15 protein-coding genes are annotated in these 12,702 nt (G+C 70.8%); 10 read left to right on the forward strand and 5 right to left on the reverse strand.

Features of this window, described 5'->3' with window-relative positions; all coding sequences use genetic code 11:
* Positions 1-93: 93 nt before the first annotated feature.
* Positions 94-1,323, reverse strand: a complete 1,230-nt coding sequence (locus tag GO606_RS21525) for a PAS domain-containing protein (RefSeq protein WP_169118287.1) — start codon at positions 1,321-1,323, stop codon at positions 94-96.
* Between the two features lie 134 nt (positions 1,324-1,457).
* On the opposite strand from GO606_RS21525, the gene bufB reads away from it, so the two are divergent.
* Together bufB and GO606_RS21535 are read left to right on the forward strand one after the other, a co-directional pair.
* On the forward strand, positions 1,458-2,318 hold the full coding sequence (gene bufB, locus GO606_RS21530) for an MNIO family bufferin maturase (protein ID WP_169118286.1): 861 nt from the start codon (positions 1,458-1,460) through the stop codon (positions 2,316-2,318).
* Positions 2,302-3,075, forward strand: coding sequence for an HvfC/BufC N-terminal domain-containing protein (locus tag GO606_RS21535; RefSeq protein WP_169118285.1), 774 nt, complete (start codon positions 2,302-2,304; stop codon positions 3,073-3,075). Before bufB ends, GO606_RS21535 begins: the two co-directional genes overlap by 17 nt.
* On the opposite strand, the gene GO606_RS21540 is transcribed toward GO606_RS21535, so the two are convergent.
* Positions 3,062-4,159, reverse strand: coding sequence for a HAMP domain-containing sensor histidine kinase (locus tag GO606_RS21540; RefSeq protein WP_169118284.1), 1,098 nt, complete (start codon positions 4,157-4,159; stop codon positions 3,062-3,064). The genes GO606_RS21535 and GO606_RS21540 overlap by 14 nt on opposite strands.
* A gap of 2 nt (positions 4,160-4,161) precedes the next feature.
* On the reverse strand, positions 4,162-4,869 hold the full coding sequence (locus GO606_RS21545; protein WP_169118283.1) for a response regulator transcription factor: 708 nt from the start codon (positions 4,867-4,869) through the stop codon (positions 4,162-4,164).
* A 194-nt stretch (positions 4,870-5,063) separates the two neighbouring features.
* On the opposite strand from GO606_RS21545, the gene GO606_RS21550 reads away from it, so the two are divergent.
* The 8 genes from GO606_RS21550 (at position 5,064) to GO606_RS21585 (ending at position 11,724) form a co-directional block, all read left to right on the forward strand.
* Positions 5,064-5,363, forward strand: a complete 300-nt coding sequence (locus GO606_RS21550; RefSeq protein ID WP_169118282.1) for a BufA1 family periplasmic bufferin-type metallophore — start codon at positions 5,064-5,066, stop codon at positions 5,361-5,363.
* Positions 5,364-5,444: 81 nt separating this feature from the next.
* Positions 5,445-5,936 carry a DoxX family protein gene (locus GO606_RS21555; protein ID WP_246979835.1) on the forward strand — a complete coding sequence of 164 codons (492 nt, stop codon included), beginning with the start codon at positions 5,445-5,447 and terminating at the stop codon, positions 5,934-5,936.
* Between the two features lie 19 nt (positions 5,937-5,955).
* Complete coding sequence (locus GO606_RS21560; RefSeq protein WP_169118281.1) at positions 5,956-7,311, forward strand: NAD(P)/FAD-dependent oxidoreductase; 1,356 nt, start codon at positions 5,956-5,958, stop codon at positions 7,309-7,311.
* A 24-nt stretch (positions 7,312-7,335) separates the two neighbouring features.
* Complete coding sequence (locus GO606_RS21565) at positions 7,336-8,118, forward strand: 3-hydroxybutyrate dehydrogenase (RefSeq protein WP_169118280.1); 783 nt, start codon at positions 7,336-7,338, stop codon at positions 8,116-8,118.
* 12 nt (positions 8,119-8,130) lie between these two features.
* Positions 8,131-9,201, forward strand: a complete 1,071-nt coding sequence (locus GO606_RS21570) for a patatin-like phospholipase family protein (protein WP_246979836.1) — start codon at positions 8,131-8,133, stop codon at positions 9,199-9,201.
* A gap of 29 nt (positions 9,202-9,230) precedes the next feature.
* Positions 9,231-10,061 (forward strand): acetoacetate decarboxylase, encoded by an 831-nt coding sequence (locus tag GO606_RS21575; protein WP_169118279.1) that lies wholly within the window; start codon positions 9,231-9,233, stop codon positions 10,059-10,061.
* Positions 10,010-10,297, forward strand: coding sequence for a BufA1 family periplasmic bufferin-type metallophore (locus tag GO606_RS21580; protein ID WP_169118278.1), 288 nt, complete (start codon positions 10,010-10,012; stop codon positions 10,295-10,297). The genes GO606_RS21575 and GO606_RS21580 overlap by 52 nt, the downstream gene beginning before the upstream one ends.
* A gap of 11 nt (positions 10,298-10,308) precedes the next feature.
* Positions 10,309-11,724, forward strand: coding sequence for an adenylate/guanylate cyclase domain-containing protein (locus GO606_RS21585; protein ID WP_169118277.1), 1,416 nt, complete (start codon positions 10,309-10,311; stop codon positions 11,722-11,724).
* 93 nt (positions 11,725-11,817) lie between these two features.
* Here GO606_RS21585 and GO606_RS21590 read toward each other — a convergent pair whose 3' ends face one another.
* Positions 11,818-12,114 carry a DUF167 domain-containing protein gene (locus tag GO606_RS21590; RefSeq protein ID WP_169118276.1) on the reverse strand — a complete coding sequence of 99 codons (297 nt, stop codon included), beginning with the start codon at positions 12,112-12,114 and terminating at the stop codon, positions 11,818-11,820.
* A 5-nt stretch (positions 12,115-12,119) separates the two neighbouring features.
* On the reverse strand, positions 12,120-12,698 hold the full coding sequence (locus GO606_RS21595; protein WP_169118275.1) for a YggT family protein: 579 nt from the start codon (positions 12,696-12,698) through the stop codon (positions 12,120-12,122).
* Positions 12,699-12,702 lie beyond the last annotated feature (4 nt).

The raw sequence follows: 12,702 nt of genomic DNA on the forward strand, positions 1-12,702 counted from the left end.
AAGAAATCCCGGTCTCCGCGGGGCGCGACCGGCCTGCCGGATCAATCGCACGGAGATGATCCTGCTCGATTGACAGACGCGCAGCGCCGGCCGTCACGCGAGCCTGGGGGCGAGGCGCTCGAGCATCGCGCGGCGCTCCAGCTCGGCCGCCGCGCGCGTCGCGAAAATGCGGAACACGGCGTCGAGCAGCATCTCCGCCCCCATCTCCTTGCTGTCGAGGAAGGCGAGGTGGCCCAGCACCTTGCCCTCGCGCCCGATGATCGGGATGCCGATATAGCTCTCGAACGGCCCTTCGACCGGGAACTTCCGCGCGAGCCCGCACGGATGAAAGCAGGTGCGCGCCTCGTGGATCACCGCCTCGCACGGCGTGCCGGCGAGCTCGTATTCGAGGCTGTCGAGGAACGATGACGCGGACCAGAACGCGAGCGTGCGCACCCGCGTCGGCGGCTGGTCGGTGCACTCGGTGATGAAGGCGCACGACACTTCCAGCGCCGCGGCGAAGTGGCGCACGAGGCAGCGGAAGAAGTCCTCGCCGTAGGTGCCCGCGGTGCCCTCGACGACCTGCTGCAGCACGTACTCGACGCGCTTGATCGCGGTGATGTCGGTGTCGAGCCCAATGATGCGGTAGGCGCGACCGTTGGCGTGGCGCACCGCGCTGCCGCGCGAGAGCATCCAGCGATAACGGCCGTCCTTGTGCAGCAGGCGCAGCTGGCGCTCGTAGCGGGGGGTGGCGCCTTCGAGATGGGCCGCGAGCGCGGCCTCGGCGCCGTCGCGATCGTCCGGATGCACGTGCTCGCGCCACGCCTCGATCGCGTTCGGGAACTCGTCATCGGCATAGCCAAGCAGGCTCTTCCAGCGCGGCGAGAGGATCAGCCGCGCGTTGTCCAGATCGCGCTCCCACAGGCCGTCGTGGGCGCCGCGCACCGCGATCGCGAGCCGCTCCTCGCTCAGCGCGAGGGCCCGCTCGGCGCGCTCGCACCGCTCGTCCGCGGCGCACAACTCGGCCCGCTGCGCGGCGGCCGTCTGCTGCAGGCCGTGGATCGCACGCTCGATGCGCCGGAACGCCGCGTCGGCGGCTGCGACCGGCGCCGCCGCGGGCTGCGCTGCGGCTTCCCCCAGGCGCGCGAGTGCGGCGAGGGGGCGGCGCACGGTGAACTCGACCGTCACCGCGATCACCGCCAGCATCGGCACGAGCCCCGCCAGCAGCGCGGCCCCGTGCGAGGCTTGCGACACCAGCGCCGGCGCGCCGCCCCACGCGAACGCGCCGGCCAGCACGAGGGCATACACCGCCGCGGGCAGAACGATCTTCGCTGTCAGGTTCATGGCCATGCCTCCGTGCGCCGTCGCGCGCGAACTGAAGAAACCTTGACTCCCTCGTGACGCTTCCGTGACGACTGCGCGCGACACTGGCCGCATCGCCGCGCTCCCGCCGCGCGCCACCACCAGGACCCGACGCCATGCCCCTGCCATCCGACCCCGCGACGAGACCCCGACGCATTCCGCGCCGCGCCGGCATCGGCCTGCGCGCCCCGCACTATCGCCGCCTGCTCGACGAGCTGCCCGATGTCGGCTGGCTCGAAGTCCATAGCGAAAATTACTTCGGCGACGGCGGCCAGCCGCTGCACTACCTCGAACGCGCCCGCGCGCACTATCCGCTGAGCCTGCACGGCGTGGGGCTGTCGCTCGGCTCGGCGCAGCCCCTCGACCGCGGCCACCTCGCGCGGCTCGCGGCGCTGCTGCGGCGCTTCGAGCCGGATCTCGTGTCCGAGCACCTGAGCTGGGGCGCGGTGCCGGGCCGCCACCTCAACGACCTGCTGCCGCTGCCCTACACCGAGGAGGCGCTGGCGGTCACGGCGGCGCACGTCGCCGAAGTGCAGGATGCGCTCGGCCGCCCCATCCTCGTCGAGAACATCTCGAGCTACCTGCGCTTTCGCCATTCGACGATCGGCGAGGCGGAGTTCATCGCGGCGCTGGCGGCGCAGACCGGCTGCGGAATCCTGCTCGACGTGAACAACATCCACGTGAGCGCCGCGAATCACGGCTTCGACGCCGCGGCCTACGTCGAGGCGATCCCGGTCGCGGCGGTGCGCGAGATCCATCTGGCCGGTTTCGACCGCATCGGCGAGCTGCTCGTCGACACCCACGGCACGCGCGTCGCGCCACCCGTGTGGGCACTCTACCGGCTCGCGCTGACGCGCTTCGGCGCGGTGCCGACGCTCATCGAGTGGGACACCGACCTGCCCGAGCTCGACGTGCTGCTCGCCGAGGCCGCGACCGCGGAACGCTTCATGGAGGCCCATCGTGCCCTCGCTGCCTGAGTTGCAGGAAACCTTCGCCGCCGCACTGCTCGCCCCCGCGCCCGACGGCGCGCTGCCCTTCGTCGTGGCCGACCGCATCGCGCCGGCCGAGCGCCTCGCGGTCTATCGCCACAACGTGCGGCACAACTTCCGCGAAGCGCTGCGCGCGGTCTACGCGGTGGTCGACCGGCTCGTCGGCGCCCGCTTCTTCGATTACGCGGCCGACCGCTATACCCGCGAGCACCCTTCGACGAGCGGCGACATCCACGCCTTCGGCGCGCGCTTTGCAGACTTCCTCGCCGCTTTCGCACCGGCCGCGGGCCTGCCCTACCTGCCCGACGTGGCGCGCCTCGAGTGGGCGATGCACGAGGTCTTCCACGCCGCCGCGCCGCCCCCCTTCCCGCTTGAGCGGCTCGCCGCGCTGCCGGCCGCGGCGCACGCCGCGCTGTGCTTCACGCCGAGCCCGGCGTGCCGGCTGCTCGCCTCGCGCTGGCCCGTGCACCGCCTGTGGGCGCTCAACCAGCCCGGCGTGGCGTGGGACGAGACCTTCGACCTCGGCGCCGGCGGCGTCACGCTGCTGGTGCGCCGCAGCGGCTTCGAGGTCGAACTCGAGCCGCTGCCCGGCGCCGAATTCGCGCTGCTCGATCGCCTCGCCGGCGGACAGGCCCTCGCCGCCGCGCTCGAGGCCGTGGGCACGAGCGCGCCGGACTTCGATCTGGCCGCCTTCCTGCAGCGTCATCTGCTCACCGCCACGCTGTGCGACTTCAGCCCGGGCTGACGGCGGGCGCGGCCGGCAGTTCGACGACGAAGCGCGTCCCCTGCCCCGGCGTGCTCTCCGCGCGGATCGTGCCCGCGTGCAGCTCGACGATGCGGCGCGTGATCGCCAGCCCGAGCCCGGCATGGGCGGCGTTGCCGGGCTCGCCGCGGTCGACCCGGTAGTAGCGGTCGAACACGTTCGCCAGCTCGTTGGTGGCGATGCCCTTGCCGGTATCGCTGACGCCCAGCCTCACCGCCGCGCCGCCGTCCGCCTGCAGCGTGACGCGGATCGTGCCTTCCGCCGGCGTGTAGCGCATCGCGTTCTCGATGAGGTTCTCGAGCACGCGCTCGATCATGCCGATATCGGCGAGCACCATCGGCACCTCGGGCGCGATCTCGGTGACGAGGTGCTGGCCGGCCTTTCTCGCCTGCAGCTCGAACTTCTGCGCCACGTCCTGCACCAGTTCGGCGAGCGGAAAGCGCTCCGGCTGCGGACGGATCTCGTGCGCCTCGAGCCGTGTCAGCTCGAACAGGTCGCGCACCAGCTTGCCCAGCCGCTCGCAGTGGCGGGTCGCCACCTGCAGGTAGCTGCGCCGCTCCTCCGGCGTGAGACTGCCGTCCTTCAGCAGCAGGGTCTCGAGATAGCCCTGCATCGACGCGAGCGGCGTGCGCAGGTCGTGCGAAACGTTGGCGAGCAGCTCGCGGCGGCGCGCATCGACCTGCGCGAGCGCCTCGAGCTGGCACACGATGCGCTCCGACATCTCGGCGAACACCGCTGCCAGCATGTCGATCTCGTCGCCGCCGCCGTTGCCGGCGAGCTGCAACGGCGCGGAGAAGCCGCCGTCGCGGAAGACCTCGATCGACTCGCACAACGTGCGCAGCCGGCGCGTCAGGAAGCGGAACACGATCAGCGCCGCCAGCAGGCTGAACGCGACCGCGCCGACGATCAGGTAGGTGGCGAGCTCGAGCAGCAGGTTCGGCTCGAGCACCGTCTGCAGGCGCTCCGGCTCGAACATCGTCTGCGAGGCGACGATCATCAGCCCGCCGACGGCGACGAAAACGCCCATCAGCACCGCCGCGAGCCGGCCGTAGAGGGAGCGGAACATCCTCAGCTCCGCGCCACGTCGCGAAACTTGTACCCCACGCCCCACACCGTCTGGATGTATTCGGGCTGGTTCGGGTTGGTCTCGATCTTCGCGCGCAGGCGGTTGATGTGCGAGTTCACCGTGTGCTCGTAGCCGCTGTGGCTGTAGCCCCACACCTGGTCGAGGAGCTGCGCGCGCGTGAAGACCCGGCCGGGGTGGCGCGCGAAGTGGAGCAGGAGCTCGAATTCGGTCGCGGTGAGTTCCACCGGCCGGCCGTCGAGCCGCACTTCGCGCCGCTCGACGTCGATCACGAGCGCGCCGCTCTCGATCACCTGGCCGGTCGCGGCCGACTGGTTCGCGAGGCTCTCGACGCGGCGGAAGATCGCCTTCACCCGCGCGACGAGCTCGAGCACGCTGAAGGGCTTGGTGACGTAGTCGTCGGCGCCCATCTCGAGCCCCAGCACGCGGTCGAGCTCCCCGGACTTGGCGGTGAGCATCAGGATCGGCGTGTAGGCGGGGCGCGCGCGGATGCGCCGGCAGATCTCCAGCCCGTCGATGCCCGGCAGCATCAGGTCGAGGATCACCAGGTCGTAGGGCTTCGCCTCCAGTTCGGCGAACCCGCGCAGCCCGTCCGCGGCGAGCTTGACCGTGCACCCGATGTCGGCGAGCTGCAGCTTGATCAGCCGGCCGATGTCGGGGTCGTCCTCGATGACCAGTACCTGTCGCGCCATACCGTCGCCTCCGGTCGGGTGCTTGAAGCATAGGCAAGCGCGACGCCCTTCGCCGGCTCGTTTTGCGGTCGGCCGGGCGTGACGAAAACGTGAGGATCAGGCGACCGGCGCGTGAATTCTGCCGCCGATCATGCACACCACGGACAGGCGCAAAGCCGGTCCGCTTCCCCAATCACCGACATGGAGTGCGAATCATGAAAAGCGAACTGATCATCCGTGGTGCGATGGCGAGCCTGCTTGCGCTGAGCGTCGTGGCCGCCAGCGGCCAGGCGCTGGCCGCCAAGGGCGACATGGAGAAATGCGCCGGCGTGGCGAAGGCGGGCAAGAACGACTGCGGCACCTCGAAGAGCTCGTGCGCAGGCACGGCGAAGGCCGACAACGACCCCGAGGCCTGGGTGCTCGTACCCAAGGGCACCTGCGAAAAGATCGCCGGCGGCACGGTCACGGACAAGCCCTACAACGCGCCCGGCGGCATGGCCGCGCTGAAAAAGTAAGCCGCGGCTTCGCCCTGCACCGGCCGCGCGAGCGGCCGGACTGCCCTCCCCCTTTCTGCGTTCCCTTCCAAGGAGACCGACATGGATTTCGCAGCCAGCCGCCCCCCGGCCGCCGCCCGCGCGCCCCGGGGCATCATGGCCGGCCTCGGCCGCGCCGCCGACGCTGCCCGCAGCGCGCTCGTGTTCTTCACCCCGGCGCTCGATTTCGGCATTCGCCTGCTGTTGGCGAGCGTCTTCTTCAAGGCCGGCCTGACCAAGATCGCGAGCTGGAGCACGACGCTCGCGCTGTTCGAGTACGAGTACGCGGTACCGCTGCTGCCGCCGGAGGCGGCCGCCTGGCTCGGCACCGCGGCCGAACTCACGCTGCCGGTGCTGCTGGTGCTCGGACTCGGCACGCGGCTCGCGGCGTTCGCGCTGTTCGTCTTCAACATCGTCGCGGTGATTTCCTACCCGGACCTCGGCGAGGTCGGCTTGAAGGATCACCAGTACTGGGGCCTGCTGCTGCTCGTCACGCTGTTCCACGGTCCGGGCAAGCTGTCGCTCGATCACCTGATCCACCGGCGTTTCGGCTGAGCCGCGCGAGGAGACGACCATGCATACCGATCGCGCCGCAGTCCTTGCGCCGCCCGCCACCAACCGCGGGTCCGGCGACCGCACCATCGTCATCATCGGCGGCGGCTTCGCCGGCACGACGCTCGCCCGCTCGCTCGAACGGCTGCTGCCGGCGAACTGGCACGTGCTGCTGGTAAGCCAGGAGAGCTACACGACCTTCAACCCGATGCTCGCCGAAGTCGTCGGCGCCTCGGTGTTCCCCGAGCAGGTGGTGGCGCCGATCCGCCAGATGCTGCGCCGCACCCGCTTTGTCATGGGTACCGTGACCGGCGTCGATCTCGAGCGCCGCACGGTGCTCGCCGACACGCTCGCCGGCCCGCGCGACCTGCCCTATGCGCACCTCGTGTTCGCCTTCGGCACGCGCGCCAATCTCGCGCTCGTGCCGGGCATGGCCGAGCACGCGCTGCCGCTGAAGCTCGTCGGCGACGCAATGTTCATCCGCAACCGCGTGCTGCAGCGCGTCGCACGCATCGAGCTCGAGTCCGACCCCGCGGTGCGCCGGCGGCTGGGGCACTTCGTCGTCGTCGGCGGCGGCTTCTCCGGCGTCGAGGTGGCTGGCGAACTCGCCGATTTCCTGCGCAGCGCGCGGCGCTACTACCCGCGCGTGCGGGCCGACGAGCTGCAGGTCACGATCCTGCAGGACGGCCCACGGCTGCTGCCGGAGCTGCCCGAGAAGCTCGGGCACGGTGCCGCACGCTCGATGCGCCGACGCGGCATCGACGTGCGCCTCGGGGCGCGCGCCGCGCGGGTCGCGGCCGACGGCGTGACGCTCGCCGACGGCACCGCGATTGCCGCCGCCACCGTGATCTGCACCATCGGCACGCATCCGCACCGGCTCGTCGAGCGGCTCGCGCTGCCGCTCGCGCGCGGGCGCATCGAAACCGCCCCCGACATGTCGGTGCCCGGCGTGCCCGGCGTGTGGGCGATCGGCGACTGCGCGCTGGTGAAGAACGCCGCGGCGGACGACGCCTTCTCGCCGCCGACCGCGCAGTTCGCGGTGGCCCAGGCGCGGCAGCTTGCGCACAACCTCGCGCAGCGCATCCATGGCCGTCCGACGCGCGCCTTCGGCCACGTCTCGAAAGGGATGATGGCCACGGTCGGCCACATGAACGGCGTCGCCCAGGTGTTCGGCGTGCGCCTCTCGGGGGTGCCGGCGTGGCTGCTGTGGCGCGCCTTCTACCTCCTGCGCATGCCCACCTTCGGCCGCAAGCTGCATATCTGGATGGAATGGACGTGGGGGATGTTCTTCCGCGCCGACATCACCCACCTGCGCTTCAACCGCAGCAACGAGACGGAAGACGAGCCCGCGCCCGTCGAATCCGCCGCCCTGCACTGACCCACCCCCAGCAAGGAGAACGACATGCTCAAAGGAAAATCCGCGATCGTCACCGGTTCCACCAGCGGGATCGGACTCGGCATCGCGAGCGCGCTCGCCCGCGCGGGCGCCGACGTGATGCTCAACGGCTTCGGCGACGCCGACACGATCGAGACGCTGCGCTACCGGCTCGAGCAGGAGCACGGCGTGCGCGTGCGCTATTCGCGCGCCGACATGAGCCGCCCCGAAGCCATCGCCGCGATGGCCGAGACCGCCCGCGCCGAGTTCGGCCACGTTGACATTGTCGTGAACAACGCCGGCATCCAGCACGTCGCACCGGTCGACGAGTTCCCCGCGGAGAAGTGGGACGCGATCCTCGCGATCAACCTGTCGTCGGCCTTCCACCTCGTCAAGGCGGTGCTGCCGCAGATGAAGGCCCGCCGCTGGGGCCGCATCATCAACGTCGCCTCGGCACACGGGCTCACCGCCTCGCCGTTCAAGTCCGCCTACGTCGCCGCCAAGCACGGCATGGTCGGGCTCACGCGCGCGGTCGCGCTCGAGGTCGCGCAGCACGGCATCACCTGCAACACGGTGTGTCCCGGCTACGTCATGACGCCGCTCGTCGAGCAGCAGATCGCCGACCAGGCAAAAGCCCACGGCATCTCGCCCGAACGGGTCGTGAGCGAGGTGATGCTGGTGCATCAGGCGCGCAAGGCGTTCGTGCAGGTCGACGAGCTCGCCGCACTCACCGTGTTCCTGTGCTCGGACGCTGCCGCGTCGATGACCGGGACCGCGCTGCCGATGGACGGCGGCTGGACCCTGCACTGAAGGGAGCGTGCCGTGAATTTACGAGACATGACCAGCGAGCGGCCAGCCGCCGCTCACAAGAGCCCGCTGCGCGTCAAGCCGGTGACGCTCGCCCTGCAGGGCGGGGGTGCGCACGGCGCCTTCGCGTGGGGCGTGCTCGACCGGCTCCTCGAGGACGGGCGGCTCGCCTTCGAGGGGGTCAGCGCGACCAGTGCCGGCGCGATGAACGCCGCGGTGCTCGCCTGCGGCCTGATGCGCGGCGGGCGCGACGGTGCGCGCGCCGCGCTCGCCGAGTTCTGGCGCGACATCGCCGACACCGCCGCACTGTGCAGCCCCTTCCGCCAATGGCCGTGGGCGGGCGGTGCCAACGGCCACACGCTCGACAACTCGCCGTTCTACCTGATGACGGACATGCTGCTGCGGGTCTTCTCGCCCTATCAGTTCAACCCGTTCAACTTCAATCCGCTGCGCGAGGTGCTTGCCCGCCACGTCGACTTCGCCGCGCTGCGCGAGCACGGGACGCTGCGGCTCTTCCTCTGCGCGACCAATGTCGAGACCGGCAAGGTGCGCATCTTCCCGCGCGAGGAGGTGTGCATCGACGCGGTGCTCGCCTCGGCCTGCCTGCCCTTCCTGTTCCAGGCGGTCGAGATCGACGGCGAGCCCTACTGGGACGGCGGCTACGTCGGCAACCCGGCGATCTACCCGCTGATCTACGAGTGCGACACGCGCGACGTCGTGATCGTGCACATCAACCCGATCGTGCGCCGCGGCGTGCCGCACACTGCCGCCGAGATCCTCAACCGCATCAACGAGGTGAGCTTCAACTCGTCGCTGATGCGCGAGATGCGCGCGATCGCCTTCGTCACCTCGCTGATCGAGCGCGGCAAGGTCGCGCCGGGCGAGATGAAGCAGATGCTGATCCACTCGATCCGCTCGGACGAGACCATGACCGGGCTCGGCGTCTCGAGCAAGCTCAACGCCGACTGGGGCTTTCTCACCGAGCTGCGCGAGCGCGGGCGCGAAGAGGCCGAGGCCTGGCTCGCCGCGTCCTTCGACGCGGTGGGCGAGCGCTCCACCGTCGACCTCCGCACCGAATTCCTGTGACCCCCACCCCCGACCCGAGGACCACTGCCATGCAGATCGAAGACATTCTCCAGACCGCGTCGATGCCGCTCGCCAGCCCCAGCTACCCGAAGGGCCCCTACCGCTTCATCGACCGCGAGTACATGATCATCACCTACGAATCGGACCCCGCGGCGATCCGCACCGCGGTGCCCGAGCCGCTCGCGCCCGACGGCTCGAACCAGGTGCTCTACGAGTTCATCCGCATGCCCGACTCGACCGGCTTCGGCGACTACACCGAGTCGGGCATCGTGATCCCGTGCCGCTTTCAGGGCGAGGCGATCAATTTCGTCGCCCAGATGTACCTCGACTGCGAGCCGCCGATCTCGGGCGGGCGCGAGATCTGGGGCTTCCCGAAGAAGCTCGCGGACGTGTCGCTGAAGGTCGTGCGCGACACGCTCGCCGGCCGCCTCGAGTACGCGGGCCAGCCGGTGGCGCTCGCGAGCATGGCCTACAAGCACGACAACCTCATCTGCGCCGGCAACGGCAGCCTGGTGTGCGACACCGCGCCGCTGGTGAAGAAGCTCACCAAGACCCAGGTCAACCTCAAGCTGATCCCGGACGTCGATGGGTCGCTGGCGATCGCCCAGCTCGTCGCCTACAACCTCGCCGACGTGCACGTGAAGGGCGCGTGGGAGAGCCCCGCGCGGCTGCACCTGATCCCGCACGTCAATGCGCCGGTCGCGGACCTGCCGGTGCGCCGCGTGGTGGGCGGCAGCCACTTCGTCGCCGACCTCACGCTGCCTTACGGGCGCGTGCTGTTCGACTATCTCGCCGACAAGGAGCGCACATGGCACACCGACTCGCCAACGCTGCGGTCATTGGCGCCGCAATCGGCCTGAGCGTGCTCGCGGTGCAGCAGTTCACCCACGCGCTGCCCGGCTCGCCGAAGACCTTCACGTCGGAGCGCGAGCGCTGCTACGGGGTGGTGCGGGCCGGGCGCAACGACTGCGGCACCTCGAAGCACGCCTGCGCCGGACAGGCGCGGCGCGACCGCGACGCCGAGGAATGGCTGATGCTGCCCGCCGGCACCTGCGAACGCCTCGCCGGCGGACGGCTCAAGGCCGGCGCAGCATGAAGGAGAGCGTCATGGAAAGCGCGAGCCTCGACCCGGCCCCGACGGCGGACGCCGCCTTCGCGCGGCTCGTCGCCACGCTGGCGAGACGCCTCGCCGCGCTGCGGCCGGCCTCGTCGGCCGCGCTGCCGGCCCGCGTGCGGGACGCGATCGCGCGCGAGCAGTACCGCAGCGAGCTGCTCGTCACCGCGGTCCAGCTCGCCATCGCCGCGCTGCTCGCGCTCCTTTATGCCGGCACGCCGCGCGGCTTCGCGCCCGACGCGCCGGTCGAGGCGGCGCCGCTGGGGCTGTCGCTGTTCGCGATCCTGTCGCTCGTGCGCCTGTACTTCGCGCTCACCGGCCAGCTCGGGCGCGGGCTCCTCGGCTTCACCGTGGTCGCCGAGATGGCGGTGCTGATGTCCGTGATCTTCGCCTACCACCTGCAGTACGAGCAGCCGCCGCAACTGTCGCTGAAGAGCACCGAGTTCGCCTACGTCTTCATGCTGATCGCGCTGCGCGCGCTGCGCTTCGAGGCGGTGTGGGTGGTGCTCTCGGGGCTCACCGCGGCGGCGAGCTGGGTCGCGCTGGTGGCCTGGTCGGTGGCGAGCGCGACGGCGAATCCCGTGACCTGGGACTACGTCACGTCGCTGCGCTCGTTCCAGATCCACTACGGCGGCGAGTTCGACAAGCTGCTGGCGATCCTGGTGGTCACCGCGATGCTCGCCTTCTCGCTCGCTCGCGCGCGGCAGCTGCTGGCCGACGCGGTCGCGCGCGAGCAGGCGGTCGCGGACCTGTCGCTGTTCTTCGACGACTCGGTCGCCGCCCGCATCACCGGCTCCGAAGCCGAGGTCATGGCCGGCCAGGGCGAGCTGCGCGAGGCTGCGATCCTGTTCCTCGACCTGCGCGGCTTCACCGCGGCCGCCGCGCGCCTGTCACCCGACGCGCTGATCGCGCTGCTCGGCGACTACCAAGGCCTGGTGCTGCCGATCATCAAGGCGCACGGCGGCAGCATCGACAAATTCATGGGCGACGGCATCCTCGCGAGCTTCGGCGCGGTGCGCCCCGATCCGCAGTTCGCCGCGAACGCGCTGCGCGCCACCGATGCGATCCGGCTCGCCGTCGACCGCTGGCGCGCCGCCCGCGAGGCCGCCGGCCTCCCCGCCCCCGACGTCGGCGCGGGGCTTGCGACCGGCGCGGTCGTGTTCGGCATCATCGGCCACGCGCGCCGCCTCGAATACACCGTGATCGGCGATGCGGTCAATCTCGCGGCCAAGCTCGAAAAGCACAACAAGGTCGAGCGCACGCGCGGGCTGGCCACGCGCACCGCATACGAGCTCGCGCGCGAGCAGGGCTACCGCGACGTCCGCGAGATCCTCGCCCGACGCCGCGTCGGCGGCGTCGCGGCGCCGCTCGACCTCGTCGCGCTCGGCGGCGAGCGGGGCACCTGTTAACCCGGCAACCCCATACCGTCGGGCCGAGCCTGTCGAAGCCCTGCCGTCGCCCTGCGACAAGCTCAGGGCGAACGGATTTACTCGATCACCGGGTCAATAGCCGAGGGCGCGCAGCGCGGCGAGCGCAGCCCCGCGCGGGTCGGCGATCCGCACCCGCTTCGCGCGCGAGCTCTCGCCGCTCACCAGCGTCACCGCCGCGCGCGGCACGCCGCAGAATTCGGCGAGGAAGACGCACAGCGCGGTGTTCGCCCGGCCGTCGACCGGCGGCGCGGCGAGGCGCAGTTTCATCGCCTCGCCATGCGGGCCGGTGAATTCCGTCTTCTTCGCTCCGGGCTGGACATGCAGCGACAGGACGAGGCTGCCGTCCGCGGCTTCACGCAGCCAGTGCACGCCCGTCAGCCCGCGAGCAGCGCGACAAAGTTGCCGCGCAGCCCGCTGACCACCATCAGCACAATCTGCAGCACCAGCAGCAGCACCAGCGGCGACAGGTCGACGTTCGCGATCGGCGGGATCACGCGGCGGAACGGCCGCAGGAACGGCGCCGACAGATTTTGGAAGACCGACGCCGCCGGGGCGTGCGGGCTGACCCACGACAGCACGGCCGACATCAGCACCACGGCGAAGACCAGATAGATCGCCATGCGCAGCAGTTCCAGCAGGCCGAGCCCCCAGACGCCGAGCAGCAGGCCGGCGACACTGCCGTCGAGTGGCACCCCCCTCACCCACAGCTCGATGAACACCATCAGCGTCTGCAGCACCCAGGCCGGCACGAGACTGGCGAGGTCGATCCCCATCAGGCCGGGAATCACGCGGCGCAGCGGGCGGACGATCCAGTCGGTCGTCGCGACGACGAACTGGCCGATCTGGTTGCGGAACGACACCCGCTGCCACTGCATGAAGAAGCGTGCGAGCAGCATCAGCGTCAGGAAGCCGGCCGCGGTGTTCAGGATCAGGAGCAGCACGTTGCCGAGCATGGCC

The sequence above is a fragment of the Aromatoleum anaerobium genome, from assembly GCF_012910705.2.
Classification (GTDB): domain Bacteria; phylum Pseudomonadota; class Gammaproteobacteria; order Burkholderiales; family Rhodocyclaceae; genus Aromatoleum; species Aromatoleum anaerobium.

Excerpts from the sequence above, each read along its gene's own strand:
- GO606_RS21525 (WP_169118287.1), bottom strand. The coding sequence starts at position 1,323 with ATGAACCTGACAGCGAAGATCGTTCTGCCCGCGGCGGTGTATGCCCTC.
- bufB (WP_169118286.1), top strand. The coding sequence starts at position 1,458 with ATGCCCCTGCCATCCGACCCCGCGACGAGACCCCGACGCATTCCGCGC.
- GO606_RS21540 (WP_169118284.1), bottom strand. The coding sequence starts at position 4,159 with ATGTTCCGCTCCCTCTACGGCCGGCTCGCGGCGGTGCTGATGGGCGTT.
- GO606_RS21545 (WP_169118283.1), bottom strand. The coding sequence starts at position 4,869 with ATGGCGCGACAGGTACTGGTCATCGAGGACGACCCCGACATCGGCCGG.
- GO606_RS21550 (WP_169118282.1), top strand. The coding sequence starts at position 5,064 with ATGAAAAGCGAACTGATCATCCGTGGTGCGATGGCGAGCCTGCTTGCG.
- GO606_RS21555 (WP_246979835.1), top strand. The coding sequence starts at position 5,445 with ATGGATTTCGCAGCCAGCCGCCCCCCGGCCGCCGCCCGCGCGCCCCGG.
- GO606_RS21560 (WP_169118281.1), top strand. The coding sequence starts at position 5,956 with ATGCATACCGATCGCGCCGCAGTCCTTGCGCCGCCCGCCACCAACCGC.
- GO606_RS21565 (WP_169118280.1), top strand. The coding sequence starts at position 7,336 with ATGCTCAAAGGAAAATCCGCGATCGTCACCGGTTCCACCAGCGGGATC.
- GO606_RS21575 (WP_169118279.1), top strand. The coding sequence starts at position 9,231 with ATGCAGATCGAAGACATTCTCCAGACCGCGTCGATGCCGCTCGCCAGC.
- GO606_RS21580 (WP_169118278.1), top strand. The coding sequence starts at position 10,010 with ATGGCACACCGACTCGCCAACGCTGCGGTCATTGGCGCCGCAATCGGC.
- GO606_RS21585 (WP_169118277.1), top strand. The coding sequence starts at position 10,309 with ATGGAAAGCGCGAGCCTCGACCCGGCCCCGACGGCGGACGCCGCCTTC.
- GO606_RS21595 (WP_169118275.1), bottom strand. The coding sequence starts at position 12,698 with ATGCTCGGCAACGTGCTGCTCCTGATCCTGAACACCGCGGCCGGCTTC.